At 56.2% G+C, this 21130-nt stretch carries 19 protein-coding genes; 9 read left to right on the plus strand and 10 right to left on the minus strand.

The window, feature by feature from the left end:
* Nucleotides 1-97 precede the first annotated feature (97 nt).
* Nucleotides 98-982, plus strand: coding sequence for a DMT family transporter (locus ACZRJQ_RS17670; RefSeq protein WP_463979616.1), 885 nt, complete (start codon nt 98-100; stop codon nt 980-982).
* 47 nt (nt 983-1029) lie between these two features.
* Here the strand turns inward: ACZRJQ_RS17670 and ACZRJQ_RS17675 are convergent, their stop codons facing one another.
* The gene (locus ACZRJQ_RS17675) at nt 1030-3096 is read right to left on the minus strand and encodes an AsmA family protein (RefSeq protein ID WP_463979617.1); all 2067 of its coding nucleotides are present in this window, start codon (nt 3094-3096) and stop codon (nt 1030-1032) included.
* A gap of 255 nt (nt 3097-3351) precedes the next feature.
* Between ACZRJQ_RS17675 and ACZRJQ_RS17680 the strand changes: the two genes are divergently transcribed.
* The 6 genes from ACZRJQ_RS17680 (at nt 3352) to ACZRJQ_RS17705 (ending at nt 7683) form a co-directional block, all read left to right on the plus strand.
* The gene (locus ACZRJQ_RS17680; protein ID WP_463979618.1) at nt 3352-3627 is read left to right on the plus strand and encodes a hypothetical protein; all 276 of its coding nucleotides are present in this window, start codon (nt 3352-3354) and stop codon (nt 3625-3627) included.
* Nucleotides 3628-3802: 175 nt separating this feature from the next.
* On the plus strand, nt 3803-4435 hold the full coding sequence (locus tag ACZRJQ_RS17685) for a TetR family transcriptional regulator (protein WP_463979619.1): 633 nt from the start codon (nt 3803-3805) through the stop codon (nt 4433-4435).
* Nucleotides 4436-4606: 171 nt separating this feature from the next.
* Nucleotides 4607-5107 (plus strand): urease accessory protein UreE, encoded by a 501-nt coding sequence (gene ureE / locus ACZRJQ_RS17690; RefSeq protein WP_463979620.1) that lies wholly within the window; start codon nt 4607-4609, stop codon nt 5105-5107.
* Entirely contained in the window at nt 5104-5778 is a 675-nt protein-coding gene (locus ACZRJQ_RS17695; protein ID WP_463979621.1) for an urease accessory protein UreF, read from the plus strand. Before ureE ends, ACZRJQ_RS17695 begins: the two co-directional genes overlap by 4 nt.
* Nucleotides 5779-5787: 9 nt before the next feature.
* Nucleotides 5788-6399 carry an urease accessory protein UreG gene (gene ureG / locus ACZRJQ_RS17700; RefSeq protein WP_463979622.1) on the plus strand — a complete coding sequence of 204 codons (612 nt, stop codon included), beginning with the start codon at nt 5788-5790 and terminating at the stop codon, nt 6397-6399.
* Between the two features lie 150 nt (nt 6400-6549).
* Entirely contained in the window at nt 6550-7683 is a 1134-nt protein-coding gene (locus ACZRJQ_RS17705; RefSeq protein WP_463979623.1) for an AGE family epimerase/isomerase, read from the plus strand.
* 88 nt (nt 7684-7771) lie between these two features.
* On the opposite strand, the gene ACZRJQ_RS17710 is transcribed toward ACZRJQ_RS17705, so the two are convergent.
* The 9 genes from ACZRJQ_RS17710 to amaB form a co-directional block, all read right to left on the minus strand.
* Nucleotides 7772-8677 (minus strand): cation diffusion facilitator family transporter, encoded by a 906-nt coding sequence (locus ACZRJQ_RS17710; protein ID WP_463979624.1) that lies wholly within the window; start codon nt 8675-8677, stop codon nt 7772-7774.
* Nucleotides 8678-8748: 71 nt separating this feature from the next.
* A complete protein-coding gene (locus ACZRJQ_RS17715) occupies nt 8749-9516 on the minus strand; it encodes an SDR family oxidoreductase (RefSeq protein ID WP_463979625.1) in 768 nt (255 codons plus the stop codon).
* Nucleotides 9517-10251: 735 nt separating this feature from the next.
* Nucleotides 10252-10968 carry an ABC transporter ATP-binding protein gene (locus ACZRJQ_RS17720; protein WP_463979626.1) on the minus strand — a complete coding sequence of 239 codons (717 nt, stop codon included), beginning with the start codon at nt 10966-10968 and terminating at the stop codon, nt 10252-10254.
* Nucleotides 10965-11855: an ABC transporter ATP-binding protein gene (locus ACZRJQ_RS17725; protein ID WP_463979627.1), complete on the minus strand. Its 891-nt coding sequence runs from the start codon at nt 11853-11855 to the stop codon at nt 10965-10967. Before ACZRJQ_RS17725 ends, ACZRJQ_RS17720 begins: the two co-directional genes overlap by 4 nt.
* Nucleotides 11852-13135, minus strand: a complete 1284-nt coding sequence (gene livM, locus ACZRJQ_RS17730; protein WP_463979628.1) for a high-affinity branched-chain amino acid ABC transporter permease LivM — start codon at nt 13133-13135, stop codon at nt 11852-11854. Before livM ends, ACZRJQ_RS17725 begins: the two co-directional genes overlap by 4 nt.
* Nucleotides 13136-13137: 2 nt before the next feature.
* Entirely contained in the window at nt 13138-14052 is a 915-nt protein-coding gene (locus ACZRJQ_RS17735) for an ABC transporter permease subunit (RefSeq protein ID WP_463979629.1), read from the minus strand.
* Between the two features lie 213 nt (nt 14053-14265).
* Nucleotides 14266-15402 carry a branched-chain amino acid ABC transporter substrate-binding protein gene (locus tag ACZRJQ_RS17740; RefSeq protein ID WP_463979630.1) on the minus strand — a complete coding sequence of 379 codons (1137 nt, stop codon included), beginning with the start codon at nt 15400-15402 and terminating at the stop codon, nt 14266-14268.
* Between the two features lie 362 nt (nt 15403-15764).
* Nucleotides 15765-17048, minus strand: coding sequence for an L-pipecolate oxidase (gene amaA, locus ACZRJQ_RS17745; RefSeq protein ID WP_463979631.1), 1284 nt, complete (start codon nt 17046-17048; stop codon nt 15765-15767).
* 125 nt (nt 17049-17173) lie between these two features.
* Nucleotides 17174-18664: an L-piperidine-6-carboxylate dehydrogenase gene (gene amaB, locus ACZRJQ_RS17750; RefSeq protein WP_463979632.1), complete on the minus strand. Its 1491-nt coding sequence runs from the start codon at nt 18662-18664 to the stop codon at nt 17174-17176.
* A gap of 172 nt (nt 18665-18836) precedes the next feature.
* On the opposite strand from amaB, the gene ACZRJQ_RS17755 reads away from it, so the two are divergent.
* On the plus strand, nt 18837-19733 hold the full coding sequence (locus ACZRJQ_RS17755; protein WP_463979633.1) for a LysR family transcriptional regulator: 897 nt from the start codon (nt 18837-18839) through the stop codon (nt 19731-19733).
* Between the two features lie 180 nt (nt 19734-19913).
* A complete protein-coding gene (gene pncB, locus ACZRJQ_RS17760; protein ID WP_463979644.1) occupies nt 19914-21128 on the plus strand; it encodes a nicotinate phosphoribosyltransferase in 1215 nt (404 codons plus the stop codon).
* Nucleotides 21129-21130 lie beyond the last annotated feature (2 nt).

Consider the following 21130-nt stretch of genomic DNA (forward strand, 5'->3'; position numbering starts at 1 on the left):
GCTGTCTGGATTCACTGCGAGGTTGGCTGGATCGAAGTATAGGCGCGCAGACAGACAAGCGGATAATCGCGGCTTACTCACCTTGTGGTTGTCTTCAATGCAATACGCTTACCCGCTACTGGCTATTTTTATCTGGGCCGGCAATACCGTGATCAACAAACTGGCGGTGGGCGCGATCTTCCCATCCGAAATCGGCTTTTATCGCTGGTTACTGGCCGGGCTGCTGTTCACCCCTTTTATGCTCAAACCGGTGATGGCCAACTGGTCAATCATCCGCCCCAATCTGGGCAAAATCTTTATCCTCGGCGTGCTTGGCATGGCGGTGTATCAAAGCCTGGCCTACTACGCTGCGGCCCGCACCTCGGCCACCAACATGGGCATCATCCTGTCGCTGATGCCACTTATGGTGCTGAGTATGTCGATCATCAGCCTGGGCCAACGCCTGACAGCCGGGGCTTTGGTGGGTGCGGTTGTATCGTTTATCGGCGTATTGGTCGTGGTGTCGAGCGGTAGCCTCAGTGCCTTGCTGGATCACGGCTTGAATCTGGGCGACGCGATGATGCTAATCGCAACCCTGGCGTACGCGATTTACAGCACCTTGCTCAAAAAGTGGCAACTGCGTCTGCCGCCGTTGCAAATGCTCTACCTGCAAGTGCTGGTGGCGATTGTGGTGTTGTTGCCGCTGTACCTGCTGTCACCCAAAGTCGGCCCCAACGAACACAACATCGGGCTGGTGCTGTACGCCTGCGTATTGGCATCAATGGTCGCGCCGCTGGCGTGGATGAAAGCCGTGGCACTGCTGGGCCCTAGCCGCACCACCTTGTTTTTCAACCTGCTGCCGCTGATAACCGCATTGATTGCAGCCGTGGTGTTGAAAGAACAACTGCACACCTACCACCTGATCGGCGGCGCTCTAACCCTGGCCGGGGTCATTTTGTCGGAGCGTTGGACCACGCCTGTGCGCAACGTCAAAACAGCCTGATCCTCACGCCAAGAACTGCCTTTGGCAGCTCTTGGCGCGGCAATCATTTACTTCACCGTCTTCGGCACTTTGCCCTGCTGCATTTGCTGCAACAGCGGCGCGCACTGATTGGGCTCACCACCACTTGGCGCAACTAACGCCAACAGCCCTGCGGCCGGGCCTGCAATCACGCCCAGCGCAACCATGCCAGCGCCACGCAGCAACAACGGTACGGGCTGTACGCCTGCTGACGGGTTGGCGAAGGTGCCGCGCACGTACAACGGCGAGCGCAACGAGAACAAACGCAGGCCTTTGGACTCGGGGGTGATTTTCAGGTCGAGCTGTTCAGTGGCGAAATTGGCCGTGCCGTCGACGTAAATGATCGCGTTCTCGGTATCGAACACAAACAGTCGCGTGCTGGCCAAACCATTCTTGATGCCAAAGTCTGCCGCTGCGCAGTTGATCTTCACGTCCTCGTCGCCAAAGATTTTGCCCACCACGTAATTGCCGACGTTCAGCCCAGCGATTTCCATCAGGCTACGACTGATAGCGCCATCGTTGATGATCATCTTCAGGTCGCCATTGGCCGTGCCCAATAACTTGGCCACCGAGTTGCCGGTGCCCGCAATCGTGGCATCGCCATTGAGTTCACCAAAGCTGGTTTTCATCGGTTCAAAGGTGGGGAACAACTGTTTGAGCTTGAAGTTACGCGCCGTTAATTTGGCCCGCCCCTGCAACGGCGTGTCGCGGCCATTAAGACGAATTTGTGCATTCAGCTTGCCGCCTGCCACACCAAAACGCAGCGGCTCAAGGTTTAGCTCGCCATCCTTAAGCACCACATGGGTGTAAAGGTCGGTGAATGGCAGCTCGGCGCTCTGAACAATGCGCTTACCCGTGAATTCAACGTCAGCGTCCATGTCGCGCCAGCGTTCGGTACGAAACTCTTCGACGGGCAACACTTTACCGCTCGGTTGCTTGCTGTCGCTGCCCCGGGCTTGTTGTTTGGTGTTGGAGTCCGCGCCAATCAAGGGCGCAAGGTCGGCCATCAACAATTGGTTGGACACTAAAGCGCCGGTCAGTTTAGGCCGCGGCTTACTCGCGACGTAGCCGAGGTTGCCGTGGATATCACTGCTGCCGATCTTGCCGTTGAAGTTTTCGTAAGTGAAGGTCGCGCCCTGGGACTCGTGCAGTTTGGCGATCAGGTGGCCGTCAGTGGAGTACGGCGGTGAGTCGGGCAATGTCACGCCCGTCAGCGGATACAGATTACTCAGGCTCGTACCCGCCAGTTTTAGTCGCAAGTCCAGCGCGCCCAAATTCAGCGGGTCAGTCAGGGTACCGGCCAGCGCCACCTGCGTGTCGGCGATGCTCACTTGGGCTTGCAGCGGGAAGGGTTTGTTCGCGTCTTGCAACGCCAGCAAACCGCCAATTTTGCCAGTGCCGCTGAGCGTTTGGCCGTGATACTGGCCCTTAACCTTGAGGCCGAATGCGTAATCCTGAGGTGCTGCCCCTTTAGCTTTTGCTTTTTTCGCCTCACTTTCACCGACGATTTCGCTAAACGGAATCGGCTTGCCCAGCGGGTCAATCAACACATCCAGTTGGGTTTTCAGGGTTTGGTCGTTGAGCGTGACATGGCCCTTGTCGAAACCAATGGCGCCGATATCCATCGTCCAGTTAGACGGCTCAGCGTTCGGGTCTTTGGGGTCGAAGGTGAAGGTCCAGTTGGCGCGGCCATCGGCCAAACGCACAAGGTTGGCACTGGGTTGCGTTAAGTCGATACGCGGGATGGCGACGGTTTGGGTCAGCAGTGGCAAAGGCGACAGGCGCAGCTCCACGCGTTTCAAGCTGGCCATTTGCGGGGTTTTCGCCCATTCGGGGTTACCCAGCGTCAGGTCTTCAGCGATCACATGAGGCCAAGGCACCCAAGCACGCCAGCCGCCTTCTTCGACCTCGCGCTGCCAACGCACAGCGAGGTTGCCATTAATGGCAAACGGACGATGAAGGATTTCAGACACTTTTTCGTTGATCGTCGGCTTAACGCGGTTCCAGTCGAAAGTGGCGAGAATCACCACCAACACGGCCACCAGCAGGACGAAAATGCCGACAACCGAGGCAAGAATTTTACGGGTGCGCGTCATGACACGGCTCCTTATTACGACTGAACGTCCAAATTGCGACGCGTATGAAGGTACGACTGACAAAGGTGGCTCAAGGTTTAACTTAAGGCCTGCTTTCGTTGAAAAAATCTCAAGAGCCGCAGGCTAGAGAGCTTAAACCTGAACAATCATTTTTGTTGATTATCACCATTGTCCTTATGAACTTTGATATCGAGTATCCAAGCGTAGCATTGCATCCATACCCACTTAGATGCACAGCTACGGAGCTTACACACCATGAAACGCCCATTACTGCTTGGTTTGACCCTTTCACTGCTGGCCCTTAATGCGCTTGCCCAACCCGCAGATGAACAACCAACACCGTTAGTGCAGCCCGCGTCGAGCACCCTGAGCCAGCCCCTCAACCCACTTGCCGAAGACGGCGCGCAACGCACGTTAGATCAACAAAATCGCGTGGCTGAAGATGGCTACGATCGCACCCAACGCCAACAAAATCGTATTGCCGAAGGGGGTGCAGAGCGTCTGGCAGAAAGGAATCAACGAGCAAGCTAACTCGCCCTCTGTAAACGCCAGCGCCGAGCTTCGATAACGACGATTCCCGTTGCTGCTACGCAACCCATTGCAGCCTTCGGCAGCGACTCCGCTGGATTGAGCATCACACCGTTCGACGTCATCAAAGCTGATTTGCTAGAGTGCGCCGCTGTCCTTGTCTGGAATGCCAGCCCCAATGCTGCCTCGCGCCGAACAGAAGCAACAAACTCGCCTTGCGCTGATGGACGCTGCCCGCCACTTGATGGAGTCGGGTCGCGGCTTTGGCAGCCTGAGCCTGCGCGAAGTCGCCAAAACTGCCGGCATCGTGCCCACCGGGTTCTACCGCCATTTCAGCGACATGGACCAACTGGGCCTGGCGCTGGTAAGTGAAGTGGGCCAAACCTTTCGCGAAACCATTCGCCTGGTGCGCCATAACGAGCTGTTTATGGGCGGGGTGATCAACGCCTCGGTGCGCATCTTTCTGGACGTGGTAGAAGCCAATCGCTCGCAGTTCCTGTTTCTGGCACGCGAGCAATATGGCGGTTCTCAGCCAGTGCGACAGGCCATTGGCGCGCTGCGCGAAGACATCACTTCTGACTTGGCTGCCGATCTGGGCTCTAAACCCAAACTGCGCCACCTTAACCACGCCGGGCTCACGGTCATCGCTGATCTGGTGGTTAAAAGTGTGTTCGCCGCCTTGCCTGATGTGATTGACCCGCCCGCCGAAACACTGCCGGACTACCTGCAACCTCAAGCCAAAATCAGCCAACAACTGCGCTTCATTTTTATTGGTCTCAAACACTGGCAAGGCTTGGGCAGCACCGAGTAAGAAAATTGCACCGCACAAGTGCGAAAAGCGGCTCGCTACGCACCATTAAAGAGCGCCGAGCGTAACGCTGCGTGCGTACAACACTTTCGCAAAGCCGCATTCTCTGCAACGCCTAAGGTTGGCAAGCCCCTTGCTCTACTCAAGGCATCGTTAATTGCAGGAAGCTTTCCGATGCTGGTGATTCACCGCAGAGTCGACACCCACCCCGTGTGGAGTGCCGAGTTACATCTGAACTTCGAAGCCCGTAGTAAAAGTCGCCTGCGCTGCTTTAGCAGTGACGGCGAAGACGTGGGTTTATTCCTTGAGCGTGGGCAACCGCCCTTGCATGACGGCGAATTTCTACAAGCCCAAGACGGACGCATCGTGCGCGTGTGTGCGAGCCCCGAAAAACTGCTGCACGTGACCTGTCGCAATGCCTTTGAGCTGACCCGTGCCGCTTATCACTTGGGCAATCGCCACGTGGCGCTGCAAGTCGGGGAAGGTTGGCTACGTTTGCTCGACGACTACGTACTCAAGGCCATGCTTGAACAGCTCGGCGCGCACACTGAGTCGATTGAAGCCCCGTTCCAGCCCGAACACGGCGCCTATGGCGGTGGCCATCATCACTCCCGCGCCGGTGAAGAAGCCTTCAATTACGCGCCACGCCTGCATCAATTTGGCGTGCGTTTGTGAGCCCGGCCTGGGCGCTTTTGCGTCTGGCCAGCCCGCAGCTGCCCATTGGCGGCTACAGCTATTCCCAAGGGCTAGAAATGGCCGTTGAGCAAGGCCGCGTCTTTGATTCGGCCAGCGCCGCACGCTGGATCAGCGATCAGTTACTGCTCAATCTGGCCCGCTTCGAGGCGCCCTTGCTGCTCGCCCACTGCCAAGCCGCTGCCGATGAACACTGGAGCGCCTTGCAGCGTCACTGCGACGAACATCGGGCCAGCCGTGAAACCCGCGAGCTGCATCAAGAAAGTCGGCAGATGGGTTATTCCCTGCAACAACTACTCACCGGATTACCCGAACTGGATGAGCCAGCGCGGGTATTTCTCGCTCAACAATGCGAACCGCATCTGGCACTTGGCTGGGCATTGGCCGCCCGTGCGTGGGGCATCAGCCCACAAGATGCTTTGGCCGCCTGGTTGTGGAGCTGGCTGGAAAACCAACTGGCAGTGCTGATGAAAACCTTGCCCTTGGGCCAGCAAGCCGCGCAGCGCATGACCAGCGAACTTTCGCCGCGCTTGCAGCAAGCGCAAGTGCACGCCAGTTCGCTGAATTTATCCCACTTGGGCAGCGCCGCTTTCGGCTTGTCTTTGGCGAGCATGGGCCACGAGCGCCAGTACAGCCGCCTGTTTCGATCTTAGGAGAACGTGATGAACACACAGCCTTTACGTGTCGGCATCGGTGGCCCGGTGGGTTCCGGCAAAACCGCACTGACCCTCGCCCTGTGCCTGGCCTTGCGCGAAAAGTACAACCTGGCAGTGGTCACCAACGACATTTATACCCGCGAAGACGCCGACTTTTTGGTTCGCAACGAAGCGCTGGCCCCCGAGCGCATCATCGGCGTAGAAACCGGCGGCTGCCCGCACACGGCCATTCGCGAAGACGCGTCCATCAACCTAGAAGCCGTTGACCAGCTCAATCGTCGCTTCCCCGGCCTGGATCTGATTTTGGTGGAATCGGGTGGGGATAACTTGTCAGCGACCTTCAGCCCTGAGCTGTCTGACCTGACGATTTATGTCATCGACGTTTCCGCAGGCGACAAACTGCCGCGCAAAGGTGGGCCGGGGATTTGTAAGTCAGACTTGTTAGTCATCAATAAAATCGACTTGGCACCGTTGGTGGGTGCATCGCTGGAACTGATGGACAGCGACACTAAACGCATGCGCGGCAACAAGCCGTTCGTGTTCAGCAACCAAAAGACCGGGCATGGTCTGGACACCATCGTGGCCTTTATCGAAAAACAAGGATTGCTGGTGCCTTGATGCTTGGCGTGGGCGCTGGCGCAGGCTGCGATCGCTTAAAAATCGAAATATCGCAGCCTTCGATAGCGCCTGGGCGGGGTATTCGCCGTCATTCGGATAATCACGGTGTATCATGTCGCGCAAACGCCCCTGCCGTGACGACGCCAGCCAATGCCCGATGTAGCCAGCTCCGCCTTTTCGCCTGAACTGACCGCCACGTTTGCGGCGGTGCAGCAGCATTTTCGCAAAGTTATCGTGCCGCTGTGGCAAGGCCCCGGCTGGAATGCCGAGCTCGCGCTGCCTTACGAGGCGCTCAGCCCAACGCATCAGCCCCTGCCCCCTCAACGCTATCGTGCGATGGCCTGTGCCCGTCAGTTGTATGTGTTTGCCAGCCTGATCGACGACCCGGCGTTTCCAGAGGCCACAGAGCGGGCGGCTGCCTTGTTTCGCTCGCTGCAACGCCACTTTCACGACGCCGAGCACGGCGGCTGGTTCTACAGCATCGACCCCAACGGTGCGCCGCTGGACTTACGCAAAGACCTCTACACCCACGCATTCATCATCTTCGCTTGCGCCCATTACTGGGCCAAGGTGCGCGAGCCGTTGGTCGAGTCAGTGCTCAATGCGGCGCTTGAAGTGGTCGTCAAACAGTTCAGCGATGGCAAAGGCTTATACGAGGCCAGCCTGAATCAAGATTGGTCGAGCCTGAACACCGGCCCGCTACAAAACCCGCTAATGCACTTGGCCGAAGCCTTTTTGGCCACCCTGTCCGTACGCGACGATGCGCCCGTGCAGGCCGCTTTGCTGGCGCTGGCCGATGGCATGCAGCAACGTTTTATCGAGCCTGTGCATAACGTGATGCTAGAGAAGCCACGCGGGGCTGTGGATAACTGGTTTGAGCCGGGGCACCAGTTTGAATGGTACTTCTTGCTGGAATCTTCGCCGCTACTGCGTCAGACCTCATTGCATGCGTCATTGGATCGCGCCTTCGAGTTTGCCGAACACGTGGGCGTAGACGCGCACAGTGGCGCTGTTTGCGGCATGCTCACCCCACAAGGCAGCCTGCGCGATGGCACTCAACGCATTTGGGCTCAGGCCGAATACCTGCGCGCCCTGACTTTGCGCCCTGGCAACCTGCCACGTTTGCGCCGCCAATTACTGGCGTTGCAGCAGCACTTTTTGCATGCCGAGGGTTGGTACGAATGCCTGGACGCAACCGGCAACGTCAGCCGCGAAGACATGCCGTCGACCACGCCGTATCACTTGGCCACCTGTTACAGCGGCCTAGCGCAGTTTTTCGGTTGAACCTGTAGGCGCTGGCGCACGCTGCGAGCTTCTAAAAGATCAAACGCTCGCAGCCTGCGCCAGCGCTACATGAATCATCATCCTGCGCTTATGCAATCCACTTCCTGTCACCCGTAAAGCTGATCGTCAGCCAGCGCGCCGTGTCTGCCGCGCCCAGCATGTCGGAGATCTCTTCACGAATGGCATCAAGCGTCTTGATGCAGGTCAGTGGATAACCCGCAGGCAGCACAATGTGTATCTCAATAAACCGCGCCCGACCATGCTTCTGCACATAGGTTTTGTAGCCTTCAAAACCATGACGTGCGGACATTGCTTCCAGCACATCACGCACCTTGTCATCGAGCTTGTCCGGGGCGATTCCCAAAACGTCGCGCAAGGCTGGCTTAAGGATTTTGAACGCAGGCGCCAGCATGCTCAGTGCCAGCAAAATCAGGATCGCCGGGTCAACATACGCGGCCCACTGTGCATAACCTTGCTGCTTGAACGCCAAGGCCGTCACGAAACTTATCAACAGCCCCACCGACAGCATCGCGTCTACCAGCCAACTGATGTTGTCGAACTGGATCAAGGTTGATTTCAGCTTGCGGTTTTTGCGGCGCACCCAGAAGTAGTACGCAAACTCGATCACGGTAAATACCGCGGCATAGACGATGACCAAGCCCAATTCGATATCGCGCCCGCCATTGATGATGCCAAACACGCCGTTAAGAAAGGCATAGATCGCGATCAATAACAGGAAGCTGCCTTCAATCAGCAGCACCATAGGCTCAAGGTGCCAAAAGCCGAACTGGAAACGCTGGTTACTTTCTTTGGCGATTAACTGCGCTGTAATCAACATCAGCACTTTGATAAACGTCGCAATCAAAGAAAAAAATCCATCAAACAAGATGGACTGGGACCCCGAAATGAAACCCGTCACGATGCCAGCAATGGCCACCGCGAACATCAGAACGGTCGATTGTTTGAGCAGTATCTGCTCACCACGGTTACTCACAACAAACTCCTTTCAGCCCGATTGAATGCGACCCCCCTCAGGAGGTCGCGGGTGGGCTGCCAAGCGCGAGTTTACTCCTTGGCGTGGCGCTCGATCGCAAAACCGCTCCAGGACTGCGTCACGGGCATCAGCTCAAGGCGATTGATGTTGATGTGGGCCGGGGTGTTGAGCACCCAAAAAATAGTTTCGGCGATGTCTTCTGGCTGAATAGGTTCAGCACCTTGATAGGTGGCGTCATAGCGCGCCTTGTCACCGCCAAAGCGCACCATCGAGAATTCGCTCTCGCACAAACCCGGCTCAATATTGCTGACTCGCACACCTGTGCCTTGCAGATCACAACGCAAATTCAGGGAAAACTGCTTAACAAAGGCTTTGGTGCCGCCATACACATGGCTGCCCGGATACGGGTAGTTGCCAGCGATAGACCCCAAGTTGACGATCCCTGCGCCACGTCCGTAAGCAATCAAGCGTGGCAGCAGCAGGTTGGTGGTGTACAGCAAGCCTTTGATGTTGGTGTCGACCATGGTTTCCCAATCGTCGAGCTTGCACTGCGGGGCCGGGTCAGTCCCCACCGCCAGCCCGGCGTTGTTGATAAGCCCGCGCAACTTACTAATCGATGGCGGCAAGTTGGCAATTGCGTCTTCCATTGCAGCGCGGTCACGCACATCCACGACCAAACCATGCACTTCAGTTTGCTTGGACAGCTCTTCGCACAGTGCTTTTAGACGTTCTTCGCGGCGGCCAGTGAGAACCAGTTTCCAACCTGCTTGCGCAAACCTGCGTGCGCACGCCTCACCAAACCCAGACGTTGCGCCCGTAATAAACAGCGTGGAAGTCATCGTGTTCTCCTTGGCTGGCGGGCTTGAGCCGCCGTTGAATAAGACGAAGAGCAGAATGCCCGGCCTGCGATCCAGCGGCAAGGCCGCCTGCTGTACAAAAAACAACCAACAAGCGCCAAGCCACGGCTCATAAGGGCTTGCGTTGGTTACGCTCACCTTATCCACAGGCCCGCCCACAGTCTTTGGGGGCAACTCAAAAATAACAAAAGCCTCTATTCATAAGGCCTACAGCGCAGATTGAAGTGTTTTTAACTTGACCTGAACCTGCCCGGCATGCAGACGCCCCAAAAGGGTGCAACCTAGTGAAACCTGCCAAGCCGCCAGAGGCCAGTCATTACGCCGCCTAGCGCATTCTTTCCAGAGTTTAACCACAGACTTATCCACAGGTTAGTACCGGTTTTTTTCGGGCCTATTATTTTCAAATAGCCTGTTGACAACTCGCGCTCACAGCCGAGGCAAAAGCGCTGATCAAAAAACAACCACAACCCTGCACGCCATATAAATAAAGGCCTACAGACAACTACTCCCACGTTACCCACAGCCGCCTCCACAGCAAACGGGGACAAGTCAATTTGATGACAAAACAGCTATTTACAGCGTCTTTATGCCGCGCTTTAAGAGGGTTGCTATTTTCTTGTCCACAATTTCGAATAACCGCTGCGGGTGTGTCAAAAAGCCCCAAAAACACAAAACCCGTGGGAGCTGCGGCAGCTCCCACGGGTTTTGGGGTATTTCTTAATGCCCGCCTAAATATGCGTTGCGCACTTCTTCGTTGCTGAGTAATTCCTTACCCGTGCCAGTCAGACGAATCTCACCATTGACCATCACATAGGCGCGGTCTGACAGACGCAACGCATGGTTAGCGTTTTGCTCCACCAAAAAGATGGTCATACCTGTGCTTGCCAGCTCCCGCAGGGTGGCGAAAATCTGCTTCACCACAATCGGCGCCAGCCCAAGGCTTGGTTCGTCCAGTAGCAACAACTTGGGCCGACTCATCAGCGCACGAGCGATGGCAAGCATTTGCTGTTCGCCTCCCGACATGGTCATGGCTCGCTGATTGCGCCGCTCCTTGAGCCTGGGGAACAGCTCAAACATACGCTGCATGTCTTCGCTGGCGTGCTTGTCCCCAATAGGAATAGTGCCCATCAGCAGGTTTTCTTCGACTGACATGTCCGGAAATACCCGACGCCCTTCCGGCGACTGGGCAATGCCGTTGGACGCGATGTAGTGCGAGGACTTCTGAGTGATGTCGATCCCCTGATAGAGGATCTTTCCACTGCTGGCCCGAGGTTGACCAAAAATAGACATCAGCAACGTGGATTTTCCCGCACCGTTGGAGCCGATCAGGCTGACGGTCTCGCCCTCTTCGATGTGCATGGAAACTTTTTTCAGCGCCTGAATTGGCCCGTAAAACACGTCCAATTCTTGCAGTTCGAGGATCGTGCCCGTCATATCAGCTCCTCTTCGTCTGCGCCAAGATAAGCGGCGATCACTTTCGGGTCGTTACGAATCGCCTCTGGCCCGCCCTCGGCGATAACGTTGCCGTGGTCCAGCACCACGATGTGATCGGAAATACTCATCACCATGCCCATGTCGTGCTCGATGAGCACCACTGTCAGGTCGTGCTCGTCACGCAGCAGTCGAATCATCGCACTCAACGCTTCGGTTTCTTGTGGGTTGAGCCCCGCCGCGGGCTCATCAAGGCAGATGATTTGCGGCCGGGTACACATCGCTCGGGCAATCTCCAAACGGCGTTGTTGGCCGTAGGACAACTCACCCGCCAAGCGGTTGGCACAGTTCACCAAATCAACCACTTCCAGCCAGTAAAATGCGTGGTCCAGCGCATCACTTTCAGCCTTGCGGTAGCCCTTGGTATTGAGGATGCCCGCCAGCATGTTGCGGTTAACCCACATGTGCTGTGCCACCAGCAGGTTTTCCAAGACGGACATTTCTTTGAACAGCCGTATGTTTTGGAATGTGCGCGCCAACCCCGCACGGTTAACCAAGTGAGTGCCACCGAACATTTTGTAATAGAGCCGACTGGCAAAGGTTTTAGGCGATACAAAATCGGTGGGCTGGAATGGCTCCCCCAGCAGCTTGATGACATTGGTGCGAGTGCCACGGGCATTGAGTTCGATTCTGCCGCCGCTGGCTTTGTAAAACCCGGTCAAGCAGTTAAACACCGTTGTTTTGCCCGCGCCGTTAGGGCCAATCAGAGCAAAAATCGAGTTGCGTTTAACCTTGAGGCTCACATCGCTCAAGGCTTTGATCCCACCGAAGTGCATCATCAGTTTGTCGACGCAGAGCACCACATCGTCTTTGTTGGAGAGCTCGTTCATGGCGCAACTCCCTTGCGTGGCGTAACACCCACACGGCTGATACGAATCAGGCCTCGCGGTCGCCAAATCATCATCAACACCATCAGCACGCCAAACAACAGCACGCGATATTCGGCAAAGCTGCGCAGTAACTCTGGAGCCACAGTCAGCACGAACGCGGCAATCACCACGCCCACGGTAGAGCCCATGCCGCCCAGCACCACAATTGCGAGAATCAAGGCCGACTCAAAGAAGGTGAACGACGACGGGTTAACAAAGCCTTGGTAACTGGCGAAAAACACCCCGGCCAAGCCCGCTGTTGAAGCGCCCAAGGTGAATGCCGAAAGCTTGACCAATACGTGGTTCAGGCCCATTGCACGGCAGGCAATTTCGTCTTCGCGCAATGCTTCCCAAGCGCGGCCAATCGGCATGCGAGTGAGGCGATGCTTGATGTAGAGCACCAGCAACACCACCAAAAACAGCACGATGTAGATAAACAGGAATTTGATATTGGGGTTGTAGTCCAGGCCGAAAAACTCATGAAACGGGACCCCGCCTTCCTTAGCTCGACGGCCAAATTCCAACCCGAGAAAAGTGGGTGATGGCACGGGCATGCCATTTGGCCCACCAGTGAATGACAGCCAATTGTTGAGCACCAACCGGATGATTTCACCAAAACCCAGGGTCACGATGGCCAGATAATCGCCGTGCATTCGCAGCACCGGGAACCCGAGAATGCACCCCGCCATCGCCGCCGCAATCGCCGCCAACGGCAGCACCGACCAAAAACCCAACCCCAAATATTGATAGCCCAGCGCCAGCCCGTAGGCCCCAATCGCATAGAAGGCCACGTAACCCAAGTCCAGCAACCCGGCCAACCCGACCACAATGTTCAGCCCAAGGCCGAGCAGTACGTAGATCAAGCCGAGGATCACCACCGTGAGCAGGTATTTGTTGGCGAAAAACGGAAACACAATGGCGATGACGATCAGTAGCGGGATGATCCAGCGCAGGCGCGACTTGTAGTCCGGCGCCAACACATGAACGCCCGACCCCGTGGACTCAAAGCCCTGAAGAATTTTCAGGCCCTTGGGCGTTTGCAAAAACAGGCTGAGCAGAAAACGACCAACCATCACAATCGCCACCAGCCAGCCGACCCGTGCCGGTTGCAAGTTGAAGCTGTAGCCGTCGAGCACCACCCCCACGATAGGCCCGAACACAATCAATGAAATCAACCCGGCAAGAATCGAATCCATGACACTTTTTTTGATATCAATCGGTTTATTAATAGCTGCCGACATACTCACACCTTCGCCACAAGTGGACGACCCAACAGGCCTTGGGGACGGAAAATCAGGATCAGCACCAACAGTGAGAAACTGAACACGTCTTTGTAATCAGAGTTAACCAAGCCTGCAAAAAGCGATTCGGAAACACCCAATATGATCCCGCCGAGCATGGCGCCCGGCAGTGAGCCGATCCCCCCGAGCACAGCGGCAGTGAAGGCTTTGATGCCAATGATGAAACCTGCGTAAAAATCGAACGTGCCGTAGTTCATGGTGATCAACACGCCCGCCAACGCGGCCATAGCAGCACCAATCACAAACACGTAGGAAATAACTCGGTCAGTGTTGATCCCCAAAATCGACGCCATTTTGCGGTCTTGTTGGGTAGCGCGGCACATACGGCCAAGTTTGGTGTACTTGATGATGTAGGTCAGCAGGCCCATGCCCACGAAGGCCGCGATCAGAATAAATACCTTGGTGTAAGTCAGTTGCACAAAGCCGTTGCCAATATCGACGCGCCAGGCACCGCTGAGCAGTGTCGGTACACCTTGTTGGCGTGAGCCCTGAGCAATTTGCACATAGTTTTGCAGGATCAGCGAGATACCAATGGCGCTGATCAGCGGCGCCAAACGTGTGGAATTTCGCAGAGGTTTGTAAGCCACACGCTCAATCACCCAGCCATACACACCCGTGACCACAACCGTGAAAATCAGGGTGCCCAACATCAGCAGCGGGAAGGATTCAATACCGAAGTATGCCAACAGAGCCAGACTGATCGCCGCGAGGTAAGCAGAGATCATGTACACCTCGCCGTGGGCGAAGTTGATCATGCCGATGATGCCGTAGACCATTGTGTAGCCGATGGCGATCAGGCCGTAGACAGACCCGAGGGTCAGGCCGTTCAGCAGTTGCTGTAGGAAAATACCATCCATAACGCAATCTCACGCACTTGAGCGATAGCGCAAACAGGCCTGCCAAATCGTCAGTAAACGACCCGGATAACACGGTTTGCGCAGCTCCTGGAAAAGAAGACAGCTGATACAGACTTGCCCTTGAATCTGTAGGAGCGAACTTGCTCGCGATGGTCTCAATCACCCTCGAGAACAAGCCCGCTACACAAAAAATGGCAAGAAGAGCGCTTCAACTCACTTCTGTTTTTCCAGTTGGTGATATTTGCCGTTTTCGTCCCACTGATACATCACGTAGTCAGAGACTTTGAGGTCGCCTTTACTGTCCCAAACCTTCTCGCCCATCACGGTTTTAACCGGATTGGCCTTGAGCCACTGGGCAGCGTCTTCGCCTTTGTTGGACTTAGCACCATTGAAGGCATCTGCCATCGCTTGAAGCGAGGCGTACGCGTACAAGGTGTAGCCTTCAGGCTCGGTGCCGGCCTTGCGGAACGCCTCCACCACCTCTTTGCTGTCTGGTAGCAAACGCGGGTCAGCGCCAAAGGTCATGTACACGCCGTCTACGTATTGCTTACCACCCGCCGTGGCAACCAACTCATCGGTCACCACGCCATCATCGGAAACAAACTTCACGTCCTTGAGGCCCGCTTCACGAATCTGACGCACCAATGGCCCCGCTTCCGGGTGCAACCCACCGAAGAACACCACGTCAGCTCCGGTCGAGCGGATTTTGGTTACCAAGGCGCTAAAATCCTTCTCGCCACGGGTCAGGCCTTCTTCCAGAATCGGCTTCACACCGCGCTTGGTCAGTTGCGCACTGGTGGCATCGGCCAGCCCTTTGCCGTAAGTGTCCTTGTCGTTGATGACCGCGACTTTCTTGCCTTTTAGCACATCAACGATGTAGTCCCCGGCAACAACGCCCTGCTGATCATCACGCCCACACATGCGGAACACCGCACTCAGGCCACGCTCAGTGACCTGCGGGTTAGTCGAGCCCGGAGTAATCATGATTACCCCAGCTTCGTCGTACACCTCAGATGCCGGAATTGTGTTCGAAGAACAGAAGTGACCTACAACACCGATTACCTTGTCCTGATCAACCAAGCGGTTGGCCACAGCAACCGCTTGCTTGGGCTCACAGGCATCGTCACCTGCGACCAAAACAATTTTCTCGCCGTTTATCCCGCCCTTGGCGTTGATCACATCTGCCGCTGCCTGCGCCCCCTTCATGTACTGCTCGCCAAATGCCGCGCTAGCACCCGTCATTGGGCCTGCTACACCGATTTTTACATCGGCTTGAACAAACGAAGAAACACCCAATGCAGTAGCCACTGCGAGGGCCAAAAAGCCTTTCTTGTAGAACGTTTGCGACATGAGGTGGTGCTCCTGAGGTTTTTTTAGTTGGCACTGCGACGTCACATCAAGCGCTGAGCAAACCGCGTGCCATTGGTTTTTTATTCTTAAAAAAGCCGTTGTTTTGTTGTTATATCGACTGTTTTGAGCCCATTTTCATTGGGCGTGCAACCGTCTAAACCGAGGAAGGTGAAACCGTTTACGCAATGCAGGTGCAACCAAACAAAATGAATATTGCAACCTGACAGCACTGTGCCAGCAGCTCCCCTGTAACCGTGTGCGTCACCGTTCTGCACACTGTCGGTGCGAGGCTGCTACAAGACGCACCATTACAGGCTAGTCGCTGTACGAATAAAGGTAGTTAGTACAGCGAAAATTGTTCGTTAAATGACAATCCGTAAGCATTGGCCTGCGTGATACAGCGAAAAACCTGCCTCGTATAAACAACTGCGCAGGCCCACGCCAGACAGCGGCTGCATGGCGGTAAACGGAATTGGCAGCGCTTTGGCATCTGCATGACACAAGTAGTCGGCAAAGGCTTTGCCCACCACACTGCCCGTGGTAACACCGCGCCCGTTGTAACCGGTGACTGCCACTAAACCGGGCGCCGGCTCAAATAAACGCATCAAGTGATCGGGCGTAAACGCGATGCAGCCCGTCCAGGTGCATTCCCATTCCACGCCCTTCAAATACGGGAAGTAGTGCTGCTGCACCCGGTCGGCCCATGCTTTGAGAAACCACGTTGGTTTCTGATTGCCATTGCCCAGACTGCCGAGCAGCAAGCGACCTTCGGCATCGCGGCGGATGCTGCTGAGCACTTGGCGCGTGTCCCATGAGCCTTGGCCGCCGGGCAAGATGCGTTGCGCCGTGGCGTCGGTCAGCGGTTTAGACGCAACTTGATAGTAATAACCTGGGAAAAAGTTGCGCCGAAGGTCAGTCCATTCGCCCTCAGTGTAGGCATTGGATGCCAGTACCACTTGCTCTGCGTTTACGGCACCGAGTGCGGTTTGCACTGACCAACGCTGGCCTTGGCGTTCCAGGCCTGTGACCGCGGAGTCGTCAAACAAGCGCCCGCCCAGATCACTGGCCGCCTTGGCCAGCCCGGACGTGTAGGCCATTGGGTTAAGCGTACCTGCACGTTTATCGAGCAAGGCCGCAGCAATTTTTGTGGTGCCCGTTGCTGCTTCGCACGCAGCCCCGGTGAGTAATTCCACTGGCGCACCCCGGCGTTTCCATTGTTGCTCGCGGCTGCGCAGGTCAGCTTCGCCACGTGCGTTGTGCGCCATGTGCAGCGTGCCTTCGCGGCGCAACTGGCAATCAATCCGGTACTTGTCGATCAGGCTAAACACCAACGACGGCGCGGCGCCCAGCATGCGATTGAGCTGACTGCCAATCGCCTCACCAAAACCGGCTTCGATGTCATCCGGTGCTATCCACATGCCCGCGTTCACCAGCCCTACATTGCGCCCCGAGCCGCCATGCCCCGTGCGGTGGGCCTCCAGCACGCAGACGCTTTTACCTTGTTCAAGCAAATGAATAGCCGCTGACAAACCGGTGATTCCGGCGCCTATCACACAGACATCCACGCTCAGTTGGCCCGAAAATGTCGGCGCTTGAGGGCGTTGCGGTGTGAGGGTTTCCCACAGACATTGTTCTTGTAGAGGCATTGCCAAGCTCCAAAAGTGAAACCTAACGGTGATGCGTGGTGGCCCGACTTTGCGTAGGAGCCTGCGATCTTTTGATCTTTCTAAACCCAAAGTTCACAGGCTTCGCCAGCGCCTACGGTTAGTGGTTAATCGAAAGTAATGCCCTGCGCCAGCGGCAGTTCCAGCGAGTAGTTCACGGTGTTGGTCTGACGACGCATGTAGCCGCGCCACGCATCAGAACCTGATTCGCGCCCGCCTCCTGTTTCTTTTTCGCCGCCAAAGGCCCCGCCTATTTCTGCGCCACTGGGGCCGATGTTGACGTTGGCGATCCCACAGTCACTGCCTGTGGCGGACATAAATTGTTCGGCCTCACGCACGTCAGTGGTGAAAATGCACGACGACAAGCCTTGTGGCACAGCGTTGTTTAAGCGCAGCGCATCGTTAAAGTCGCGGTAACCCACCACATACAAGATCGGCGCAAAGGTTTCGTTGCACATCACTTCGCTTTGCTCCGGCATTTCAACAATCGCCGGGCTGACGTAATACGCATTGGGGTATTGGCTGGCCAATTGGCGCTCGCCGCCAAACACCCGACCGCCCTCGCTCAGCGCTTGCTCCAGCGCGTCCTGCATGTTTTCGAAGCTGTGTTTGTCGATCAGCGGGCCCACCAGATTGCCTTGCAGTGGGTGGCCAATGCGCACCTTGGAATAGGCCGCCTTAAGCCGGGTGATGATTTCTTCTTTGACTGACTCATGGGCGATCAAACGGCGCAGGCTGGTGCAGCGCTGACCGGCCGTGCCCACAGCACTGAACAAAATGGCCCGCACCGCCATGTCCAGATCAGCGCTTGGGCCTAGGATCATCGCGTTATTGCCGCCTAATTCCAGAATGCTACGGGCAAAGCGCGCAGCAATTTTAGGCGCCACTTCACGGCCCATGCGGGTGCTGCCCGTGGCGCTGATCAAGGCCACGCGCGGGTCATCGACCAACGCTTCGCCTGCTTCACGCCCGCCGATGATGACTTGGCTCAGGTACTTGGGCGCGTCACTGAACGTGCTCAGCACTCGATCAAACAAGGCTTGGCAGGCCAACGCCGTGAGTGGGGTTTTCTCGGAGGGCTTCCAGATCACAGCGTTGCCGCACACCAGCGCCAGTGTGGTGTTCCATGCCCACACCGCCACCGGAAAGTTAAACGCACTGATCACCCCAACCACACCCAGCGGATGCCAGGTTTCACGCATGTGATGGCCGGGGCGCTCTGAAGCGATGGTCAGGCCATACAGTTGACGTGACAAACCGACCGCGAAATCGCAAATGTCGATCATTTCCTGCACTTCACCCAGACCTTCCTGAGTGATTTTGCCTGCCTCCCATGACACCAACTCGCCCAAGTCCGCCTTGTACTGACGCAGCAAATCCCCAAATTGGCGCACCAGTTCACCGCGTCGCGGGGCTGGCACCTTGCGCCACGCTTCAAACGCATGCTCGGCACGGGTCACATGTTGCTCTGCCTCAGCGGCACCTTCCCACTGCACCGACGCTATCTGGCTGCCATCAATCGGGGTGTGCACAGGCTGCTTGCCTTGTTGATACAGCGCAGGGTTCACACCCAAACGATCCAGTAATGCCGCAACCATAAAGGACACTCCTTCCAATCCATTCAAAAAGGGTTCACCGCACTCAACGGCTCAGGCCTGTAGTTGTAGCTGGCCGACAACGCGCCAACAAACGACCTTTAAGCGAGATATCATTCCGAAAATTCATGCTGCGCTGGTAACGTCGGCTGACAACAAAAACGAGGCCTGCTTAATGCTCAATAAACGCCACCTGCCATCAATCACCGCCTTGCAGTGTTTTGAGGCTGTGACTCGTCATCTGAGCTTCACCCGTGCCGCGCAAGAGTTGAACCTGACTCAAAGTGCTGTCAGTAAACAGGTCGCCCAACTGGAAGAGCTGTTACAGCACTTGCTGTTTCGTCGTGTCAGACGCCGCCTGCAACTGACGCCCGCCGGGGATTTGTACCTGGTAGAAGTCCGAAAAATCCTGACCCAAGTCGAGATGTCGACCCACACGCTGCGCTCCTACGGCGGAGAAACCGAAGTGTTGCGCGTGTCCACACCCTCAACCTTTGGTGCCCGTTGGCTGGTGCCACGGCTTAAGGGCTGGCGGCTGCGTCACCCGCATATCCATCTGGACTTATGCAATGAGCAGGCCGCCGACGAGTTACTGCAAGGGCGCAGCGACATGGCGTTCTATTTTGGCCAAGCTTCACGCCCCGGCACTGAATGCCTGAAACTGTTTGGCGAGCAACTGGTGGCCGTGTGTGCGCCTTCGAGCCTGCCAACGCGCGCCTTCACCGATCCAACGCAGTTGTCTGACTTGGTGTTGTTGCAAAATGCCTCGCGCCCACAGGCATGGCATGAGTGGTTTGACAGTCAGGGATATCACACCGACCACAGCTATCACGGCCCACGCTTTGACACCTTTTACATGTGTATTCGGGCCGCTCAAGTTGGCTGCGGCGTTGCACTGCTGCCCAGGTTTCTGGTCGAAGAAGAACTGGCCGACGGCAAGCTGGTGATTGCCTGGCAACATCCCATGCCAAGTCACGACGCCTATTATCTGGCGTACCCCGAGCACTCGGCAGAAGTGCCCAAGGTGAAGCACTTTGTGAAATGGATGCTGGAGCAGTTGGATGAGCCGTAAACCTGTAGGCGCTGGCACAGGTTGCGAACAGTTGGTGTTTAAACAAATCGCAGCCTGCCCCAGCGCCAACAAAGTAGAAAAGGCTGGCAAAGCAGCCTGTGGATATGCGCCACTAGCACCATTCATTGAAAGAGCTGAGCGTCGTGGCAATCAGGCACGGCCAGCATGGAGATTCCCGCTATGAGCGAGAGTGTGTTTGCCGATCGCATCGTGCAGAACTTGCTCGACACCGACTTCTACAAATTGACGATGATGCAGGCGGTGCTGCACAACTACCCCAACGTTGAAGTCGAATGGGAGTTTCGTTGCCGTAACAGCGAAGACTTACGCCCGTATCTGACAGAAATCCGTCATCAAATAGAGCGGCTGGCTGACTTGAGCATGAGTCAGGATCAGTTGGGCTTTTTAGAACGTATTACGTTTATGACGCCCGACTTCATACGCTTTCTTGGCCTGTTTCGCTTCAACCTGCGTTACGTGCACACCGGGATCGAAAACGGCGAATTATTCATCCGCCTGCGTGGGCCGTGGCTGCACGTCATTTTGTTTGAAGTGCCCCTGCTGTCGATTGTCAGCGAAGTACGTAACCGCTCGCGCTATGCCGGCACCGTTCTGTCTCAGGCGCGCGAGCAGCTATATCGCAAGTTCGACTGGCTGCAAGCCAATGCCAGCGCAGACGAATTGGCGGGATTGCAGGTGGCCGATTTCGGCACTCGTCGTCGTTTTTCTTACCGTGTGCAGGAAGAAGTGGTCAGCGTGCTCAAGCACGATTTCCCAGGGCGTTTTGTCGGCACAAGTAACGTCAACTTGTCTCGCGAGCTGGACATGAAACCCTTGGGCACAATGGCCCACGAGTGGATCATGGCCCACCAGCAACTCGGCCCGCGATTGATCGACAGCCAAAGTGCAGCGCTCGATTGCTGGGTGCGCGAGTATCGCGGGTTATTGGGCATCGCCCTGACCGACTGCATCACGACCGACGCCTTTTTAACCGACTTCGATCTGTACTTCGCCAAGCTGTTTGACGGTTTGCGCCATGATTCGGGCGACCCCGTATTGTGGGCCGAAAAGTGCATTGCGCATTACCACCGACTGGGCATCGACCCCATGAGCAAGACGCTGGTGTTCTCCGACAGCCTGACACTGCCTAGGGCGCTGGAGATTTTCCGCGCTCTGCGAGGCCGGATCAATGTCAGCTTTGGTATTGGCACCAACCTGACCTGTGACATTCCGGGGGTTGAGCCGATGAGCATCGTGCTTAAAATGAACGCCTGTAATGGCTCGCCGGTAGCCAAGATTTCTGATGAGCCAGGTAAAACCCACTGCTCAGACCCGAATTTCGTCGCCTATTTGCGACACGTTTTCCATGTTCCTGAACAATCCGCCAAGGAGTGAGT

The organism is Pseudomonas sp. E315 (genome assembly GCF_055406205.1).

What these genes read in the sequence shown, in the direction of transcription:
- livM (WP_463979628.1), bottom strand. Translation starts at nt 13,135, where the DNA reads ATGTCGGCAGCTATTAATAAACCGATTGATATCAAAAAAAGTGTCATG.
- pncB (WP_463979644.1), top strand. Translation starts at nt 19,914, where the DNA reads ATGAGCGAGAGTGTGTTTGCCGATCGCATCGTGCAGAACTTGCTCGAC.
- ACZRJQ_RS17670 (WP_463979616.1), top strand. Translation starts at nt 98, where the DNA reads ATGCAATACGCTTACCCGCTACTGGCTATTTTTATCTGGGCCGGCAAT.
- ACZRJQ_RS17725 (WP_463979627.1), bottom strand. Translation starts at nt 11,855, where the DNA reads ATGAACGAGCTCTCCAACAAAGACGATGTGGTGCTCTGCGTCGACAAA.
- ureG (WP_463979622.1), top strand. Translation starts at nt 5,788, where the DNA reads ATGAACACACAGCCTTTACGTGTCGGCATCGGTGGCCCGGTGGGTTCC.
- amaB (WP_463979632.1), bottom strand. Translation starts at nt 18,664, where the DNA reads ATGGTTGCGGCATTACTGGATCGTTTGGGTGTGAACCCTGCGCTGTAT.
- ACZRJQ_RS17675 (WP_463979617.1), bottom strand. Translation starts at nt 3,096, where the DNA reads ATGACGCGCACCCGTAAAATTCTTGCCTCGGTTGTCGGCATTTTCGTC.
- ACZRJQ_RS17715 (WP_463979625.1), bottom strand. Translation starts at nt 9,516, where the DNA reads ATGACTTCCACGCTGTTTATTACGGGCGCAACGTCTGGGTTTGGTGAG.
- ACZRJQ_RS17685 (WP_463979619.1), top strand. Translation starts at nt 3,803, where the DNA reads ATGCTGCCTCGCGCCGAACAGAAGCAACAAACTCGCCTTGCGCTGATG.
- amaA (WP_463979631.1), bottom strand. Translation starts at nt 17,048, where the DNA reads ATGCCTCTACAAGAACAATGTCTGTGGGAAACCCTCACACCGCAACGC.
- ureE (WP_463979620.1), top strand. Translation starts at nt 4,607, where the DNA reads ATGCTGGTGATTCACCGCAGAGTCGACACCCACCCCGTGTGGAGTGCC.
- ACZRJQ_RS17720 (WP_463979626.1), bottom strand. Translation starts at nt 10,968, where the DNA reads ATGACGGGCACGATCCTCGAACTGCAAGAATTGGACGTGTTTTACGGG.
- ACZRJQ_RS17735 (WP_463979629.1), bottom strand. Translation starts at nt 14,052, where the DNA reads ATGGATGGTATTTTCCTACAGCAACTGCTGAACGGCCTGACCCTCGGG.
- ACZRJQ_RS17705 (WP_463979623.1), top strand. Translation starts at nt 6,550, where the DNA reads ATGCCCGATGTAGCCAGCTCCGCCTTTTCGCCTGAACTGACCGCCACG.
- ACZRJQ_RS17680 (WP_463979618.1), top strand. Translation starts at nt 3,352, where the DNA reads ATGAAACGCCCATTACTGCTTGGTTTGACCCTTTCACTGCTGGCCCTT.
- ACZRJQ_RS17740 (WP_463979630.1), bottom strand. Translation starts at nt 15,402, where the DNA reads ATGTCGCAAACGTTCTACAAGAAAGGCTTTTTGGCCCTCGCAGTGGCT.
- ACZRJQ_RS17755 (WP_463979633.1), top strand. Translation starts at nt 18,837, where the DNA reads ATGCTCAATAAACGCCACCTGCCATCAATCACCGCCTTGCAGTGTTTT.